This window comes from Actinobacillus seminis (genome assembly GCF_002263215.1).
GTDB classification, from domain to species: Bacteria; Pseudomonadota; Gammaproteobacteria; order Enterobacterales; family Pasteurellaceae; genus Actinobacillus_B; species Actinobacillus_B seminis.
In genome coordinates this window covers 1-17,916 of sequence record NZ_NLFK01000007.1, presented here as the reverse complement: position 1 = coordinate 17,916, position 17,916 = coordinate 1, and the positions used below count along the sequence as shown (strand labels likewise).

Annotated in this window: 13 protein-coding genes, 1 tRNA gene and 3 pseudogenes; 11 read left to right on the top strand and 6 right to left on the bottom strand. The window is 36.7% G+C overall.

The features are described 5' to 3' along the window. The first annotated feature begins 182 nt into the window (after positions 1-182). The 4 genes from rpsU (at position 183) to CFY87_RS07650 (ending at position 4,404) form a co-directional block, all read left to right on the top strand. Positions 183-398 carry a 30S ribosomal protein S21 gene (gene rpsU, locus CFY87_RS07665; RefSeq protein ID WP_005717672.1) on the top strand — a complete coding sequence of 72 codons (216 nt, stop codon included), beginning with the start codon at positions 183-185 and terminating at the stop codon, positions 396-398. Positions 399-524: 126 nt separating this feature from the next. Beyond that, positions 525-2,276, top strand: a complete 1,752-nt coding sequence (gene dnaG / locus CFY87_RS07660) for a DNA primase (RefSeq protein WP_094946624.1) — start codon at positions 525-527, stop codon at positions 2,274-2,276. A gap of 75 nt (positions 2,277-2,351) precedes the next feature. Then, complete coding sequence (gene rpoD, locus CFY87_RS07655; protein ID WP_094946623.1) at positions 2,352-4,214, top strand: RNA polymerase sigma factor RpoD; 1,863 nt, start codon at positions 2,352-2,354, stop codon at positions 4,212-4,214. A gap of 113 nt (positions 4,215-4,327) precedes the next feature. Further along, positions 4,328-4,404, top strand: a tRNA-Ile gene (locus CFY87_RS07650). Positions 4,405-4,544: 140 nt separating this feature from the next. Here the strand turns inward: CFY87_RS07650 and CFY87_RS07645 are convergent. The 6 genes and pseudogenes from CFY87_RS07645 to CFY87_RS07620 form a co-directional block, all read right to left on the bottom strand. Then, a pseudogene (locus CFY87_RS07645) lies at positions 4,545-4,806 on the bottom strand (IS1595 family transposase); the annotation flags it as partial. Between the two features lie 56 nt (positions 4,807-4,862). Then, on the bottom strand, positions 4,863-5,717 hold the full coding sequence (gene araC / locus CFY87_RS07640) for an arabinose operon transcriptional regulator AraC (protein WP_094946622.1): 855 nt from the start codon (positions 5,715-5,717) through the stop codon (positions 4,863-4,865). A gap of 9 nt (positions 5,718-5,726) precedes the next feature. After that, positions 5,727-6,701 carry an L-arabinose ABC transporter permease AraH gene (gene araH, locus CFY87_RS07635; RefSeq protein ID WP_094946621.1) on the bottom strand — a complete coding sequence of 325 codons (975 nt, stop codon included), beginning with the start codon at positions 6,699-6,701 and terminating at the stop codon, positions 5,727-5,729. A 15-nt stretch (positions 6,702-6,716) separates the two neighbouring features. Beyond that, on the bottom strand, positions 6,717-8,219 hold the full coding sequence (gene araG / locus CFY87_RS07630) for an L-arabinose ABC transporter ATP-binding protein AraG (protein ID WP_094946620.1): 1,503 nt from the start codon (positions 8,217-8,219) through the stop codon (positions 6,717-6,719). 77 nt (positions 8,220-8,296) lie between these two features. Then, entirely contained in the window at positions 8,297-9,310 is a 1,014-nt protein-coding gene (locus CFY87_RS07625) for an arabinose ABC transporter substrate-binding protein (RefSeq protein WP_094946619.1), read from the bottom strand. Between the two features lie 382 nt (positions 9,311-9,692). Next, on the bottom strand, positions 9,693-10,634 hold the full coding sequence (locus CFY87_RS07620) for a sugar ABC transporter substrate-binding protein (protein ID WP_094946618.1): 942 nt from the start codon (positions 10,632-10,634) through the stop codon (positions 9,693-9,695). A gap of 240 nt (positions 10,635-10,874) precedes the next feature. Between CFY87_RS07620 and CFY87_RS07615 the strand changes: the two are divergent. The 7 genes and pseudogenes from CFY87_RS07615 (at position 10,875) to hemG (ending at position 17,849) form a co-directional block, all read left to right on the top strand. Next, a pseudogene (locus tag CFY87_RS07615) lies at positions 10,875-12,450 on the top strand (sugar ABC transporter ATP-binding protein). 17 nt (positions 12,451-12,467) lie between these two features. Next, the gene (locus tag CFY87_RS07610) at positions 12,468-13,496 is read left to right on the top strand and encodes an ABC transporter permease (protein ID WP_094946617.1); all 1,029 of its coding nucleotides are present in this window, start codon (positions 12,468-12,470) and stop codon (positions 13,494-13,496) included. Between the two features lie 18 nt (positions 13,497-13,514). Beyond that, entirely contained in the window at positions 13,515-14,966 is a 1,452-nt protein-coding gene (locus tag CFY87_RS07605; protein WP_094946616.1) for an FGGY-family carbohydrate kinase, read from the top strand. An 87-nt stretch (positions 14,967-15,053) separates the two neighbouring features. Then, on the top strand, positions 15,054-15,305 hold the full coding sequence (locus CFY87_RS07600) for a DeoR family transcriptional regulator (protein ID WP_094946615.1): 252 nt from the start codon (positions 15,054-15,056) through the stop codon (positions 15,303-15,305). Then, positions 15,301-15,864, top strand: a complete 564-nt coding sequence (locus tag CFY87_RS07595; RefSeq protein WP_272896450.1) for a YigZ family protein — start codon at positions 15,301-15,303, stop codon at positions 15,862-15,864. Before CFY87_RS07600 ends, CFY87_RS07595 begins: the two co-directional genes overlap by 5 nt. A gap of 11 nt (positions 15,865-15,875) precedes the next feature. Beyond that, positions 15,876-17,335: pseudogene (locus tag CFY87_RS07585) on the top strand (TrkH family potassium uptake protein). A 1-nt stretch (position 17,336) separates the two neighbouring features. Further along, positions 17,337-17,849, top strand: a complete 513-nt coding sequence (gene hemG, locus CFY87_RS07580) for a menaquinone-dependent protoporphyrinogen IX dehydrogenase (protein ID WP_094946613.1) — start codon at positions 17,337-17,339, stop codon at positions 17,847-17,849. Positions 17,850-17,916 lie beyond the last annotated feature (67 nt).

Below are 17,916 nucleotides of genomic sequence, written 5' to 3'. Positions count from 1 at the left end.
TTTACCGCGTTTTCTTCTTTTTCTCTAGTTGAGCACGGGGTTGTAATAAAAAGATCAATCTTTTCTTTACTTTTTACCGCTATTTAGATTAAAATTGCGACCCTTATTAAGTTATAAATAAGCCGTTTATCAAAACGGTCACTAGATTTTGCAAAATATTAATCCAATTGAGGTGATGGCTTATGCCTGTAATTAAAGTACGTGAAAACGAATCCTTTGACGTAGCATTACGTCGTTTTAAACGCTCTTGCGAAAAAGCGGGTATTTTAGCGGAAGTTCGCAGTCGTGAATTCTACGAAAAACCAACAACTATCCGTAAACGTGAAAACGCAACGCGCGCAAAACGTCACGCAAAACGCGTAGCTCGTGAGAATGCACGTAATACACGTTTGTACTAATTAAACATTCGTTCCATAACTCGAGTTAAACAAACCGTGAAACCGTTCGGAATCACGGTTTTGTTTCTTTTCAAGTTCAGCTTATAATTCTTCATATTTTCTCGACATGAGCAGAGGTGAAATTCGATGGCTGGTCTTATTCCACGATCATTTATTGACGATATTCTTGCCAGAACGGATATTGTTGAATTAATTCACAGCCGAGTGAAACTCAAAAAGGCAGGGCGTGATTATCAGGCTTGCTGCCCATTTCATCACGAAAAAACACCGTCGTTTACGGTAAGTCCGAAGAAGCAGTTTTATCATTGTTTCGGTTGTCACGCACATGGTAATGCGATTTCATTTTTAATGGAATATGATAAGTTAGAATTTATTGATGCGGTTGAAGAATTAGCGGCCATGCATGGATTAGAAATTCCTTACGAAAAATCACCGCACTTTGCCGGAAATTCTGTTAAGAATAAGCGTACATTATATGAATTAATGCGGGAAATTGCACAGTTTTATCAGCAACAATTGTTAAAGCATATTCCGCCACAACATTATTTGCAACAGCGCGGGTTATCGCCGGAAATTATTCAGCGCTTTCAAATCGGTTTTGTACCGAATACCTCTAATGCGGTGTTGCGAAAATTTGGCGCTAATGTCGAATTACAACAAAATTTATTTGATGCGGGGATGCTATCGCGCAATGAGCGTGGTGATGTTTATGATCGTTTTCGCCATCGCATTATGTTTCCGATTCGGGATCGGCGCGGGCGTTATATTGCCTTTGGTGGGCGGGTGTTAGGTGATGAAAAGCCGAAATATTTGAACTCGCCGGAATGTACGATTTATCACAAGGGCAATGAATTGTACGGTTTATTTGAAGCGTTGCAGGTCAACGATAGTCCCGAGATGTTGTTGGTAGTGGAAGGGTATATGGATGTGGTGGCGTTGGCGCAATTCGGGGTAGATTATGCGGTGGCGTCTTTGGGAACCGCGACGACGCCGGAACAAATTCAGGTCGCCTTTCGTGCCACGGAACAACTCGTGTGTTGCTATGATGCGGATCGTGCAGGGCGTGATGCGGCATGGCGTGCGCTAGAAAATGCCTTGCCTTTTTTAGAAGACGGTCGCCAGTTAAAATTTATTTTTTTGCCGGACGGTGAAGATCCGGATACGTTTATTCGGCAATATGGTAAAGCGGCATTTGAAGATTATTTGAAAAATGCACAATCGCTGAGTGATTTTTTATTTGCAACCTTGAGTGCGCAAGTGGATTTTTCTTCGCCTGAGGGGAAAACCAAATTGGCGGCGTTGGCGGTACCTCTCATTAAAAAAGTGCCGGGCGAGATGCTGCGTTTGTCATTACGCAATATGTTGGCACAAAAATTAGGGATTTTTGATCAATCACGATTAGATCATCTTATCCCACAGGCGGCTGATTCGGTTCACGTAGCAGAGGAGAAAAAATCCGAAGTGAAACGCACGCCGATGCGGGTGCTGATTGCGTTGTTGCTGCAAAATCCGCATTTAAGTCAGCTGGTACCAAATTTAGCACCATTGCGGGTGTTAAACGAGCCGGGGCTGGATTTGCTGGAAAAATTAACCGCACTTTGCCTGCAAAAAGTGGGGATTACCACGGGGCAAATTTTGGAATACTGGCGCGACGATAAAGAATATGGCTCGCCCCTTGAAATTCTGGCAGTTTGGGATCATTTAATTGATGATGACAAAGTTGAAGATACATTTCGTGAAACGCTGAAATATTTTTATCTTCAATTAATTGACAAAAATATTGAAAGGTTGATTGCTAAAGAGCGCGCTGAAGGATTGGAGCTAAACGAAAAGCAGGAATTGGCTCAATTATTGATGAAAAAACAGCAAAATAAATAGTTAATCAACGTTAACAATGGTAGAATCAAGCGTATTTTATCTTCCACAACATTATGAATCAAGGCGGATATTTGTATGGAGCAAAACCAACAATCTCAATTGAAATTGTTAATCGCACAAGGTAAAGAGCAGGGTTATTTGACCTATGCGGAAGTAAATGATCATCTCCCTGAGGAGTTGGTTGATACGGATCAGATCGAAGACATTATTCAGATGATCAATGATATGAGGATTCAAGTGCTTGAATCTGCCCCTGATGCGGATGATTTAATGCTAAATGAAGCGATTGCTGATGAAGATGTGGTTGAAGAAGCAACGCAAGTGTTGTCCAGTGTGGAAGCCGAATTGGGAAGAACAACAGATCCTGTGCGTATGTACATGCGCGAGATGGGGAGTGTCGAGCTCTTAACGCGTGAAGGTGAGATTGATATTGCAAAACGTATTGAGGAAGGCATTAACGAGGTACAAAGTGGTGTTGCCGCTTATCCTGAGGCGCTAAATTATTTGTTAGAACAATATGATTTAGTGGAAGAAGGCGGAATGCGTTTAGCGGATTTGATTACGGGCTTTGTCGATCCTAATGCGTTGACCGATACGGATATTGATGAGTTGGAGAAAGTACTTTCCGATGATGAGGATGAGGTCGGCGATATTGCTTTGAAAGACGACGAAGAAGAGGAAGAAGAAAGCGAAGAAGAGAGCGCAGATGATTCTGACTCGGATAATTCCGTGGATCCGGAAGTGGCGCGTGAAAAATTTGCCGAATTAAGATTACAGCGCCAAAAAACGCTGGAAGCTATTCAAAAACACGGTAGAAATAAAAAAGCAGCGAAAGATCAAATTCAAATTTTAGCAAATATTTTTACGCAATTTCGGCTTGTGCCAAAGCAGTTTGATGCGTTGGTGCTTTCAATGCGAAATATGATGAAACGGGTTCGTAATCAAGAACGTTGTATTCAAAAGATGATGGTTGATTATGCCAAAATGCCAAAATCAACATTCCAAAAAGAGTTTATTGGACATGAAACAACTGATATTTGGTTAGTGAAAGCGTTGTCATCAAGTAAATCTTGGTCGGATAAAATTGCACAATATGAAGATCAAATTCGTCAATGTATCGAGAATTTAATCCAAATTGAGCAGGATACAGGTTTAACGGTTCAGCAAATTCGTGATATTTGCGAACGTGTTTCGCAAGGCGAACTAAAAGCACGTCGTGCGAAAAAAGAAATGGTAGAAGCCAACTTACGTTTAGTGATTTCTATTGCGAAAAAATATACCAACCGCGGGTTACAATTCTTGGATTTAATTCAGGAGGGTAATATTGGTTTGATGAAAGCGGTGGATAAATTTGAATATCGTCGCGGTTATAAATTCTCCACTTATGCGACTTGGTGGATTCGCCAAGCGATTACACGTTCTATTGCGGATCAAGCAAGAACGATCCGTATTCCTGTGCATATGATTGAAACCATTAATAAATTAAATCGAATTTCCCGTCAGATGTTACAAGAAATGGGGCGCGAGGCTTCCCCGGAAGAATTGGCAGAACGTATGGGAATGCCGGAAGATAAAATTCGTAAAGTATTGAAAATCGCAAAAGAACCGATTTCAATGGAAACGCCGATTGGTGATGATGACGATTCTCACTTGGGGGATTTTATCGAAGATAGTACTTTGGAATTGCCATTAGATTCAGCGACCGCACAAAGTTTGAAAGCAGTGACTCACGAAGTATTGGAAGGCTTAACGCCACGCGAAGCCAAAGTATTACGTATGCGTTTCGGTATTGATATGAATACGGATCACACCTTGGAAGAAGTGGGTAAACAATTTGATGTAACGCGCGAACGTATTCGTCAAATTGAAGCTAAAGCCTTGCGGAAGCTACGCCATCCAAGTCGCTCTGAGCCACTAAGAAGCTTCTTAGACGAATAATTAAATGGGTCAGCAATGACTTAATCTGGTTATAGCTGACCAAAATTTAATCTGATAAACATTGTAATATAGACTTTATTTATATATTCCTCTATAATTTTCGCACTTTATTTGCCCCTATAGCTCAGTTGGTCAGAGCAGTCGACTCATAATCGATTGGTCACAGGTTCAAGTCCTGTTGGGGGCACCAATTTAACTTTCTTCCTCTTATTTTTTCTTTCGTTTTCTTAAACAAAACCCTTATTATACAAAGCATTATCTCATTTCTTCTTGCGTTTTATTGCGCGTTTTTATGTTTACAATCATTTATTTTAGTAGTGCTCTTAGTAGTCCTGTCGCACCTCGATCTCGTTTTCCTTTGCGACGACCACCAAAATAGCTTTCATCCACCTCAATTTTTCCTCAAAAATTTCGTGAGCTTCAATGGCTAAATGATGTTCAATGCCCAACCTGATTTTATGATAAAACAGGGCTGCAGTATTGGGTTGTATACTCGGCAAATCAGCAGCATTTCCGGCTGTTACTTCAGCAACAAAAAACTCAAGGAGCTTTTCTGCAAAGAGTTCTTTAATTTACAATGGATTATCTTCATTTTTGTAGTATATCAGCTATGCTAATCTGCTACAGTCTCAAATAATAATTCATTTTTTATCTAGAATTTCGGTATTCGGATGGATTAAGACCAGTATGACGCTTGAATAAGCGAGAAAAGTAGAGTTGATCATCATACCCTAATTGTCTAGCTATATAGTAAATTGGTGCATTTGACGTGTGTAACAGATGTTGTGCTTTTACCATTCGTTGTTCTTCTCTCCATTTTATAATACTAGTACCTATTTGCTGGCTAAATAAATGAGCAAGTCGGGATGGGGATATATGAATATGTGTGGCTATTTCTGCAATACTATGATTTTTATCTAGGTTATCTGTAATAAAATGGCAAGTTGCAAGAATTCGATGATCTAACATTGTTTGTTTATTTGAGGGATCCAACTTAAAACATTTGATTAATAATTGTTCTAATAAACACATGGACATTTCTTCTGAGAGTAGATCGTCAGAATTATATTCTTTTTCGATTTTTTGAAATAAAGTGAGAATATCTTGATACATCTTCTCGTTAGGAATACGTAAACGTCCGACATGATTAATGGTATTGCTCCAAACAAGCCAATTAAACCATAATCCACGCGGGCGAAAATATATCCATTGATGATGCCAGTAATTACAATCTTCTGCACGATGGTAGTAGTGGATAGCGTTAGGAGGAAATAGTAAAAGATCACCGATATGACAATCAAAAGTATTTTTATCATTAAAGACAGTCCCTTTACCTTTGATTGTGAGATTAATAATATAGCCTTTCATGCCATTCGGGCGATTTATGACAAAATCAAGCTCTTCACCTTTTTCGATTGGAGTACATCCTGCAACTAAATAGGCATCAAAATTATAACCGGGTAATAATGGGTTGGGCTGTTTATTAATCTCACTTTTGGGCATTGAGAAAACCTATGCTTTAATAATCTTTTGTTTATATTTATCAAAAATTACTGCAATAAGCAAAATTAGTCCTCTTACGACATATTGGGCAAAAGGTGAGATATTAAGTAAATTCATTGCATTTTCAATTGTACCTAGAATAAGAACTCCGGCAATGATAAAGGATATTTTAGCAACCCCTCCATTTAATGATACACCGCCGAGTACACAAGCTGAAATAGCTACTAATTCAAATCCAATGGAGGTCATTGGTTGACCGCTAGTCATTCTCGCTGCTAGAATGATTCCTGCTAGTGCAGAGACAATACCTGAAGCAATAAAGATGATTAATTTTGTTCTATCTACGTTAATCCCGGCTAGACGTGATGCTTCTTCATTACCTCCGATTGCTAACGTATTACGTCCATAAGTTGTGCGATTTAATAAGAAGCCAAAAATACCAATGCAGAAGATCGTAAATAATATTGGTAGAGGTATACCTAGTACGGTTTGGTAACCTAAATCGAAGAATTCTTCTGTTGTTATACCGACTGCTTTACCATCGGAAATAATATAACCTAATCCTCTAGCAATTTGCATGCTGGCTAAAGTGGTAATGAGAGAGTTAATTTTAAGCTTTGCAATAACAAAACCGTTAATTAAACCGATAAACGCACCTAACGAAAGTCCTGCGCTTACTCCTAGGAAAATACTTTGTGTCGTATTTAATACAACAGCAGTAACGACGCCTGCACAAGCTATGACAGAGGCTACTGAGAGATCAATTTCACCTGCCGCTAAGCAAAATAACATACCACAGGCAACCATACCGCTCATAGAAATAGATAATCCTAATCCTTTCATATTTATTATTGTTGCAAAATTAGGAATAAAAATGCAAGAGCCAATAAAAATAACAAAGAAAATTAATAAAATACCATAATGGTTCCAAATTTTGGTTAATGGACCTACAGTATTTTTTTGTGTTACATTTGCTGCATTCATATTACATCTCCTCAATTACGCCACTTTGGTTTCGACTATAGCAAGTTTTAAAATTTGTTCTTCTGTTGCATCTATACGAGCAATTTCGCCAGTAATTTTTTGATTACGCATAACCATGATACGATCTGAAAGACCAATCACTTCAGGCAAGTCACTAGATACTACAATAATGGCCAGTTTTTCTTCGGCAAGTTTAAAAATAAGATTATAGATTTCGGACTTTGCACCAATATCAATTCCTCTTGTCGGTTCATCAAGTAGAAGAACTTTTATATTTTCAGATAACCAGCGGCCGAGAATTGCTTTTTGTTGATTGCCACCGGATAAGTTAACAATTAACTGTTCAATTGATGGTGTTTTAACATTCATTTGCTGACGCTGTTTTTCAGCATTTTCTTTTTCCCATTTTTCATTAATGATAAATTTAAAGAAATTGTGTGAACGTCTAGCACTAATATTGATATTTTCTCCTACTGTTGCAGTAGGAATAATGCCTTCTTTTTTTCTATCTTCAGGACAGAGTACGATTCCCATTTCTATAGCTTCTTTAGGTGAGGTGATTTTTTGTGGAATACCGTCAAGTTTAATATTCCCCTTTGTCATTGGATCTGCACCAAAAATAATTTTAAGTAATTCTGAACGGCCTGATCCAACTAATCCGAATACCCCGAGTATTTCTCCTGCTTTGACTTCTAAAGTGAAGTTACCTTTTAACTTTGTACCAGACAGTGTAGTAATTTGTAGCCGAGTTTTATCTAACTGGCGAGGGTGATAATTATAAATATCTCCTAAATTTCGTCCGACCATACTGCGAACGAGGATATCATGATTAATTTGGGTTAAATCAGAAAATGTTTCAACAAATTGCCCATCTTTTAGTACAGTAATTGCATCGCTAATTCGGAAAATTTCTTCCATACGATGTGATACGTAAAGAATAACTTTTCCTTCCGATTTTAACTCATTGATGACACTAAAAAGTTTTTCAATTTCCGGTGCGGATAAACTGCTTGTCGGCTCGTCAAAAGCGATAATTTTAGCCCCTCTACTAAGTGCTTTAGCAATTTCAATCATTTGCCATTGACCAATAGAAAGCTCTTTAAGAGGCGTTGATGGATCTATATCAAGTTCTAACTTATCTAGATATTGCTGTGTTCTTTTAACAAGGTCAGATTTATTCACTATGCCGAAAGCATTTGGCAATTGACCTAAGCACAGATTTTCTGCAACAGTCATTTCAGGTATAATATTTAACTCTTGATAAATAATTGCGATACCGGATAAAAGAGCTTCTTTTGTATTTTTAAATGTAAGCGTTCTGCCACCGATATGCAATTTTCCTTTTGTGGGCAAATAATTGCCACTTAGAATTTTTAATAAAGTTGATTTTCCTGCCCCATTTTCTCCCATGAGAGCATGAACCTGCCCCTCGTAACATTTAAAGGAAACATTTTGTAGTGCGTTAACTCCAGGAAATGTTTTACTAATATTATCAAACTCTAAATAAGGAACATGCATGGTTAATTCTCCTTAATGAACTGAGTAAAAAGCTGTTGGTAACATTAATTTTGTGAGCCAACAGCTGTGCAGATGGATTATAGTCCTTTTTTTGCAAGTTCTTTTTTAAAATTGTCACGTTTTAAGAAAACAACATCTTGAACTGCAATGAATTTTTCAGGCTCTACACCATTTTTCACCCATTTGTATAGCATTTCTGTACTACGATAGCCGTGTACGTCCGGACTTGGTAATAATGAACCTAGGAATCCTGTTGGATTGGGTTTTGATAGCTCATTTACAGCATCCACACCATTGATGCCAATCCCAACTACATTTTCAGGTTTAAATCCTTGTCCTTCTGTAGCTCTAATACCACCTAATACGGTATTATCGTTCATGCCAACAATGAGCCAATTTTTTACTTCAGGGTGTTGTACTAACATTGAGTTGGCAGCATCAAATGCACCGGGAATATCATTACTTTTGGTTGGAGATTTATAAATTTTTTTTTCAGGGAAACCGGATTGAATAAGTGCTGAAATAGAACCCTCGGTACGTCTGCGGGCAGTATCGAGTTCATCTGCAGTAATTGCTAATACAGCAGTCTCATTTACATTCCAACCTCTGTTTTGCATTTCTTTGTATAGTTCTTGCCCTTGTTTTTTTCCAATTTCTGTTGCAGCCATCATAATGAGTGGTACTTTGAGCATTGGTTCGCCAGCAGCATTTAAAAATTGGTCGTCTACGGCAATGACTTTTAGATCATATGAATGAGCCTTAGCCATAATAGCCGGTCCAAGTTTTGGATCAGGAGTACAAATTACAAATCCTTTAGCACCGCTTGCAGCTAAATTATCAATAGCGTTAAGTGTTTTTTCTCCATCAGGAACAGCAATTTTTATAATTTCAACATTGCCAAGATCCTTAGCAGCTTTATCTGCAAATGCCCATTCAGTTTGAAACCAAGGTTCCTCCGGTTGTTTAACCAAATAGCCTAATTTTATTGTTTCAGATGAGCTGGAATATACTGGATTTGCGCTTAGTCCGGTGATGATACATACCGAGGCTGCAAGGACTGATTTGATAAATGTTCTTTTGTTTAGTTTCATATTTGCAACTCCTAGCTTTATTAATTTTTATTTCAATCAATAAGATAGCTTATTAATTAAATAGTTTTTGCACTTGGCAAAGAAATTTTAAAGAGTTTGCAAATAAAAAATTCGATCTGGATCACATTATAAATTTATAGCATAAAAATCCATGTATTTAGCTAATCAGTACTATTAATGACAAGAAAGAATATAATTTTAGATAATAGAAATTATCTCTCCTTTTCACCCAATATCGATAAGGGCTTTTCCATCTTTCAATAGCAGGATGATTAATGAAGAATGAATTCAATTAAAAGGACTGGGTTCGATACAACGTCGAAAACAATCCTTTGAATGATTGTCTAACTTTTAGAGTCAATTCCGTACTTTTTGTTGTCAATTAATAATTTTTTGACTCTGTTTTATCGACGACGACAGGCTTTACATAGAAAACTTCAGGGATTTCTTCTTTGTTGATTTGTTTTAAGGCGTATTCGATCGCTGTAGCTACTTGTTTTTTCGGTAATTGATCAATAGTATTTTGTAATTTACCTTGTTTCACATATTCAATGGCGAGTGGAATTCCATCATATCCAGTAACCAATACTTTGCCTGCAAGATTTGCATTTTCAACTGCGGTAACTGCACCGATTGCCATATTATCATTAGCGGCAAAAATACCTTTTATATCAGGATTTGCAGTTAAGATATTACTGGTGACGTTAAGCGCTTGTTCAGTTTCCCAGTATGCAGATTGAGAAGCAACAATTTTAATTCCTGGGGCTTCTGAAAAGGCTTTTAAGGCACCGGCTTTTCGTTGTTCGCCATTATCTACTCCAGGGATTCCTTCAAGTATTGCAACATTTCCTTGTCCTCTCAAAGCTTGGACTAAGTTTTTTGCAGCTAGATATCCGCCTAAGAAATTATCAACCCCTACGTAGTTGAATTTTAATCCTGCTTTTTCTGCTGCTTTAGCATCAAGTCTTACATCTAAATCAATAATTGGAATACCTGCCTTTTGTGCTTTTTGGAACGCTGGGATAAAAGCAATGGAATCATTTGGAGTAACAATGATAGCATCCACTTTTTTTGCAATCATATTTTCTACTAAACCAACAAGTTGCTCTGTAGAATCTTCTTTTTCTGCGACTTGAATGGTTAAATCCACGCCCATTTTGGCAGCTGTTTCTTCTGCACCTTGTTGCATAGAGATGAAATATTCATTACTTAATGTTTTCATCAATAATGCAATTTGAGGTTTGTCCGTAGCATTGACAGTACTTGATAATGCAAAAGTTAATAATCCGGCCTTAATAGAATTCAGAATAAAATTCTTTTTCATAATTTACTCCTTTCGGTATGAGGTTTCATATATTTAATACTAGTGTTTCATTTACTTCGCTAGTGTTTTGAATATAACATTTTTTAGTATTTTTATTGTGATCGTTATCACATTTATCAAAATAAAACTCGTAATTATTTATTTTTAATTTTTTTGTGATCGTTATCACATTTTTTGTTATGGAAATAACTTATTCTAAAAATAGGTTCTCAGGTTTGTTTAGTTTTAGTGGAGATGAGTATGAATGGTGAGAAGCAAGCGATACTTGAGCTACAAAACGTAAATAAAAGTTTTTTGGGGTGGAGATCCTGAAAGATATTAATTTAAAAATTTTTCCTGGAGAGGTGCATTGTTTAGTTGGTGAAAATGGGGCAGGAAAATCAACATTATGTAAAATAATTTCAGGTATTTATTCTCGAGATAGTGGAAAAATATTTTATCAAAATAGTTACTTTTTGCCTAAAACTGTTAAAGAGGCACAGGTTCTTGGTATTGGATTTATTCATCAAGAATTAATGTTAGTGCCACAATTAACAGTTTTAGAAAATATGTTTCTAGGGAAAGAAATAAGGTTGCCTTGTGGAGGGATGAATTGGAGGGCTATGAAAGAAAAAACAAAGGCTATTATTGATGATTTGGAATTAGATATTATACCTGATGATCTTGTTACTAATTTATCTGTGGCACAGCAACAAATGGTCGAAATTGCTAAAGCTATTTTAGGAGAGTTTAAAGTAATTATATTTGATGAACCTACAGCCTCTATTTCTAGAAAAAATACAGAAACATTGTTTAGGATTATTCATCGACTTAAGAGAAAGAATGTTGCGATGATTTATATTTCACATCGTTTAGAGGAATTTAAACATATTGCAGATAAAGTTACGGTCTTAAGGGATGGAGAAATTACAGGTACGAGACGTTATCAAGATATCTCTATGGAAGATATAGTAAAACTAATGGTTGGACGGGATGTTGATTTTACTAAATATCAACGAAATGTATTATTTCAGGAAGAAAAGTTAAGAGTAGAAAATATTAAAAACACAAATTTGCATGACATCTCTTTTTCTTTAAAAAAAGGTGAAATATTAGGGTTTGCTGGTTTAGTAGGGGCTGGTAGAACTGAATTATTAAGAGCGATAGTGTGGAGGCAAGGCACGACAGGGGATAGGTTTTTTTTTTTTTTTCCTATCCCCTGTGTGCCTTGCCTCCCACGACTAGCGATTTATGGAGCAGATGAATATACAGGAAATATATATATTAATAATAAAAAAATTATCATAAAAAGACCGGAACAAGCAGTTGATGCCAAGATTGGTTTTATTACTGAAGATAGAAAAAATCAAGGGTTAATATTGGAATTAAGTATTAGGGAAAACATTACGTTGCCGATTTTACAACGTTTTTGGAGAAAATTTTATTTAGATAAAAAAGCCGAAATGGAGGTTGCAGAAGATAATAGAAGAAAACTGAAAATAGTATCTCATAGTCAAGAACAAAAAACACAAACTTTATCAGGCGGAAATCAACAGAAAGTGATTATATCTCGTTGGTTAGAAAGTGGGGTTGATATTTTATTATTTGATGAACCTACACGAGGAATTGATATAGGAGCTAAGTCAGAGATTTATGATCTTATGAGAGAGTTTGTTGAGAAAGGGGGAAGTATTATCATGGTGTCTTCAGATTTACCAGAACTAATTACGATGTCTGATCGAGTTATTGTAATGAGAAATGGCAAAAAATTAAAGAAATTACTGATAGAGTGAAAATAACGGAAGAAAATTTAATGCATTTAATGATTGGTATTTAATGATATGGAGATGAATTATGTTTAAGTTTAATAATATGATTTCAAAACTAGGTATTGGAATAGTTTTATTTGCCATGATTGTTGGGATGTCATTGAGTTCGGATGTTTTTTTATCAACGAATAATATTCTGAATATTCTTTTACAGGTTTCCGTCATTTGTATTATTTCTATTGGGATGACTTATGTTATTTTGACTGGCGGAATAGATCTTTCTGTTGGGGCAATTGTTGCACTTTCTGCAGTATGTCTGGGAATTTTTATTCATACGGGGTTGGATTGGTTAGGTGAGTCTCCATCTGAATTAGCTGTTGTGGGTATTGTTTTTCTTTCTGTCATCGGTTCCATTTTCGTTGGGGCAATGTGTGGTTATGTAAATGGGTTAATTATTGTTTATGGAAAAGTAACTTCATTTATTACAACTCTTGGCATGATGGGAATTGCAAGAGGATTAGCCTTAACTTTATCTGATGGGAAAACAATTTATAATTTTCCTGACGCATTGCGTTTTTTTGGAAATGGGCAAATTTCTATTACTGAAACGGTACGTGTTCCTATCCCTGTTATTATTGCCTTAATCGTTGTAGTTGTTAGTTATTATGTTTTAACGCAAACTATTTTTGGGCGACAAGTTTACGCATTAGGTGGTAATCGAGAAGCAGTAAGATTATCTGGTATTAATATTAATAAATTAGAAATAAAAGTTTATGTAATTAATGGGGCGTTGGCAGCAATTGGTGCTGTTATTCTTGTTGGTCGCTTAAATGCGGCGCAGCCTATAGCAGGAAATGGTTATGAGTTAGATGCAATTGCGGCGACAGTTATTGGTGGTACAAGTTTAATTGGGGGCGTAGGTTCAGTTATTAGTACATCTATAGGGGCGTTAATTATGGGGGTATTACAGAATGGATTAACATTATTAAATGTAACATCTTATCTGCAACGTTTAATAATTGGTTTAGTAATTATTCTTGCTGTATTTTTAGATCAAGTACGCCGTGGTACAGTTTCTACTAGTCAATTAAAACGAATCTTTTTCCGAGAATAATCTTGCAGGAGTATAGTAATGGCATATTTAGGGATTGATTGCGGCGGCACGTTTATTAAAGCATTATTAATAGATGAGTATGGTAATCATCTTGGTTGTGTTAAGCGTAATATTGGTATTCTAAGTAAGCAAGCCGGATATGCTGAGCGTGACATGAAAAAGCTATGGGATGTTTGTATTGAGGTTATTCAAGATGTTATTAATGTAAGTAAGATTGATAACCGAGATATAAAGTCGATTGGTATTTCTGGGCAGGGGAAAGGTGTATTTTTATTAGATGAAAATTTAGAGCCGTTAGGTAACGCAATTTTATCTTCAGATCAGCGAAGTATTGATATTGTGAAAATGTGGGAGAAAGAAGCTATCCCGCAGAAAATTTATCCAATTACAAACCAAAGCCTTTGGGCTGGACATCCGGTATCTATTTTGCGTTGGTTAAAAGAAAATGAGTTTGCTCGTTATCAAAAAATTAAGCATATTTTGATGTCTCATGATTATTTACGTTTTTGTTTAACAGGAAATATTCATTGTGAAATTACCAATATATCCGAATCTAATTTATATAATATCCATACTAAAGAGTATGATGTTAAGTTGGCAGAGTTATTTGGGATTGAGGATATTTTTGCTTGCTTTCCTCCTATTATCCAGTCCAGACAAATTGCTGGCTATGTTACAGAAGAAATTGCTAAAAAAACCGGATTATTTACTGGAACGCCTGTTGTTGGAGGTTTATTTGATGTCATTTCAGGTTCATTATGTGCAGATTTGGATGGTGAGGAATATCTTAATGTTATTTTAGGTACATGGACGATAGTAACGGGGAAATCTTCTCACGTAAAAGAAAACGATATTTCATTAATTCATTGTTCCGATGACGATGCGTTTATTATCCATGATGATAGTCCTACTTCAATTGCAAATTTGGAGTGGTTTTTAAAACAATGGACTACGGTTGGTTACGACAAAGCGAATGCGATGGTTGCGGAACAATATTCAAAGATGAACTCAATTCTATTTATTCCTTTTTTATATGGTTCTAATTCTAAGATTGGTATGCCTGCAACACTTTATGGATTACAAGCCCATCACAGTCAAGGTCAGCTTTTGAAAGCTGTTTATGAGGGGGTAATTTTCAGTTTTATGCATCATTTTGAACGTATGAAAGTCGCATTTCCATCAGTGCATATTTTGAGGGTACAAGGAGGGATAGCGAAGTCAGATATTTGGTTGCAAATGATGGCAGATATTAGTGGTTGTCAATTAGAAGTTTTAGATATAGAAGAAATAGGATGTTTTGGTGCCGCTATTGTTGCGATGCAAGGTATTGAGGTTGATATTAAGAATGTAAAAGAGCGGTTGCATTTAAATAAGAAAATTTTTGTACCTGATCAAAATCATTTTATTCAATATCAAGAGAAGTATAATCAGTATTTGCAATTAGTAAATGCCATGCAAGTACTTGCTTGAGGTAAATGGAATTTCAATTTGATTTTATATTTATTGATAAAGTTTTTTTAGTAAATCAAAATTTAGGGATAATAGAGAATATATATTATGAGTGATATAAAAGAGCGTGCTCGTTTGCAGAAATTAGAATATTTACTTAAACAGCTTGATAAGATTCATGTAAGAGATGCCGCAGAAATATTAAATGTTTCAGAAATGACCATTAGACGTGATATTAGCAATAGTCGAGATACATTTGTTTTACTTGGTGGATATATTATAAAAATATCGCAAAAAAGTAATAATTATTTTTTGCTTGAGCAACAAGATAAAAATTTTTTTTTTTTTTTAAGAAATTAAAAAAAGCCGCTTTATGACTTATTTGCGGCATACGCAAGGGCTTTCTCAAGCAAAAGCGTTTTGGGAGCAAGTTCGTGCGTTGCATCCGCAGGCAAGGCATCATTGTTGGGCAGCAGTAGCAGAGCGACCGACGAATTCGCAGGCGTTGGGTTTTTCTGATGATGGTGAACCGGCTGGAACCGCAGGGAAGCCAATGTTAAATGCGTTATTGGGCAGCGGGATTGGTGAAATTAGTGCGGTAGTCGTGCGTTATTATGGCGGTATTTTGTTGGGAACCGGTGGTTTGGTTCGTGCTTATGGTAATGGTGTACAGCAAGCGTTAGCGTTGTTAGAAACTCAGTTGAAAATTGAACGTCAATTTTATGCTTTAGTGTGTGATTATACGCAAGTCAAGAATATATTAACATTATGTGAGCGTCATGATGTGGTGGTGGAATCACAAGATTTTCAGGAAAAAGTGCGGTTTGTTTTGGGTATAAGTGGTGATACACTAGTGTCATTTACACAAGATTTGACAGAGCGTTCAGCCGGTCAGTTGCGCTTAACGTTGATTGAGTAAGAGAGTAATCTGTGCATATTTTATCTATCGTTCGTATTGTTGGCATTTTGGTGATGTGCTTTTCTGTCACTATGCTGGCGCCGGCTTTTGTTGCTTTGTTATATGGTGATGGCGGTGGGAAATCCTTTATGCAAGCCTTTGTGATAAGTCTGGTTGCCGGCGCTTTATTATGGTGGTGGTCGCGCCAACATAAAGAAGACTTGCGTTCACGCGAAGGTTTTTTAATTGTGGTGCTGTTTTGGATAGTGTTGGGGTTGCTTGGAGCAATTCCGTTTATGCTGTTTGATATGACACATTTGACGTTTGCCGATGCAGTATTTGAAGCTTTTTCAGGATTAACCACAACGGGTGCGACAGTAATGTCAGGATTAGATTCTTTACCGAAAGCGATTTTATTTTATCGACAATTTTTGCAGTGGATCGGTGGTATGGGGATCATTGTTTTAGCGGTTGCAATTATTCCGTTGTTGGGTATTGGAGAGAGTCAATTGTATCGCGCTGAATCTTCCGGTCCATTAAAAGATCGTAAAATGCGCCCTCGTATAGCAGAAGTAGCGAAATTATTGTGGTTTACCTATCTATTTCTGACTATTTTATGTGCGGTGGCTTATTGGGTCGCCGGTATGGAAGTGTTTGATGCTATTGGACATAGCTTTTCGACGATTTCCAATGGTGGATTTTCTACCCATGACTTGAGTTTAGGCTATTTTAATAACTCCATGATTTATATTATCACTGCATTTTTTATGTTAATTGGCGGTTGTAATTTCAGTTTGCATATTGCGTTGATCTCTAATTTTCGACGTACCGGCATATGGGGTAATTATTATCGTGATCCGGAATTTCGCTTTTTCTTTTTTTGCAAATTTTGTTTATTACGATTTTTTCCCTCGGGTTATACATGAGCTATGATTTGAGCCTTTTTGATGCTTTTGCCCAAGGTGCGTTGCAGTTGTCGTCAATGTCAATGACCGCCGGTTATACTCTTTTTGATTTAAATGCCTTACCCGCATTTTTATCAATGTTATTAGTGGTTTCCGCTGTCATTGGCGGATGCGCCGGCTCCACCTCCGGCGGGCTAAAAGCCATTCGTGTATTAGTGCTTAGTTTGCAGGCAACACGAGAACTTAATCATTTGGTACATCCGAATTTAGTGCAACCGATTAAATTTGGACGCAATATTTTGCCGCAGCGCGTGGTGGAAAGTATTTGGGCATTTTTGATCACGTTCTTATTTGTCTTTTTAATTTGTGTATTCGCGGTTATCTTATGCGGTATGGAGCCTTATGATGCCATTGGTGGCGTATTAGCTACATTGACGAATGCCGGACCGGGCTTGGGGGCAACGAGCCAAACCTTTGCTCACGTGCCGGACAGTGCAAAATTCGTATTTACTTTTGCAATGGTGTGCGGTCGTTTAGAACTTTTTTCGTTACTTGTTTTATTCACCTCTGCTTTTTGGAAAACCTAACATGAAAACCTTAATTTTATATGCGACCCATGATGGACAAACAAAAAAAATTGCGGAATTTATTGCGAGTTTATTAGAGGGAGAAGTGACGCTTACTTGTTTAGCAGATTCAGTGTCATTAATAGAATTTGATCGAATTATTATCGGCGCATCTGTCCGTTATGGGCATTTTGATCGTGCATTGTATGAATTTGTGCAAAAAAACACCGCACTTTTACATCAAAAAAGTTCGGTATTTTTTGGAGTAAATTTAACCGCTCGTAAAGCTGGTAAGGATAGCGCCGAAACCAATGCGTATGTCAGAAAATTTTTACAACGTATTGACTGGAAGCCAACATTCGTGGCGGTTTTTGCTGGCGCATTGTTTTATCCTCGTTATACTTGGTTCGATCGGGTGATGATTCAATTTATTATGCGCATTACCGGAGGTGAAACGGACACAAGCAAAGAAATTGAATATACCGATTGGGAAAAAGTGAAAGCGTTCGTTCAAAAAATTCAAAAAATGAATTAATATTCATAAATTGTATTCTTTTTATGCATTTTGATGTAATTTGTTCAATAAAAAATCAATTAAAAAA

Excerpts from the sequence above, each read along its gene's own strand:
- CFY87_RS07610 (WP_094946617.1), top strand. The coding sequence starts at position 12,468 with ATGTTTAAGTTTAATAATATGATTTCAAAACTAGGTATTGGAATAGTT.
- CFY87_RS07625 (WP_094946619.1), bottom strand. The coding sequence starts at position 9,310 with ATGAAACTAAACAAAAGAACATTTATCAAATCAGTCCTTGCAGCCTCG.
- rpsU (WP_005717672.1), top strand. The coding sequence starts at position 183 with ATGCCTGTAATTAAAGTACGTGAAAACGAATCCTTTGACGTAGCATTA.
- araG (WP_094946620.1), bottom strand. The coding sequence starts at position 8,219 with ATGCATGTTCCTTATTTAGAGTTTGATAATATTAGTAAAACATTTCCT.
- hemG (WP_094946613.1), top strand. The coding sequence starts at position 17,337 with ATGAAAACCTTAATTTTATATGCGACCCATGATGGACAAACAAAAAAA.
- CFY87_RS07600 (WP_094946615.1), top strand. The coding sequence starts at position 15,054 with ATGAGTGATATAAAAGAGCGTGCTCGTTTGCAGAAATTAGAATATTTA.
- araH (WP_094946621.1), bottom strand. The coding sequence starts at position 6,701 with ATGAATGCAGCAAATGTAACACAAAAAAATACTGTAGGTCCATTAACC.
- rpoD (WP_094946623.1), top strand. The coding sequence starts at position 2,352 with ATGGAGCAAAACCAACAATCTCAATTGAAATTGTTAATCGCACAAGGT.
- CFY87_RS07605 (WP_094946616.1), top strand. The coding sequence starts at position 13,515 with ATGGCATATTTAGGGATTGATTGCGGCGGCACGTTTATTAAAGCATTA.
- araC (WP_094946622.1), bottom strand. The coding sequence starts at position 5,717 with ATGCCCAAAAGTGAGATTAATAAACAGCCCAACCCATTATTACCCGGT.
- dnaG (WP_094946624.1), top strand. The coding sequence starts at position 525 with ATGGCTGGTCTTATTCCACGATCATTTATTGACGATATTCTTGCCAGA.
- CFY87_RS07620 (WP_094946618.1), bottom strand. The coding sequence starts at position 10,634 with ATGAAAAAGAATTTTATTCTGAATTCTATTAAGGCCGGATTATTAACT.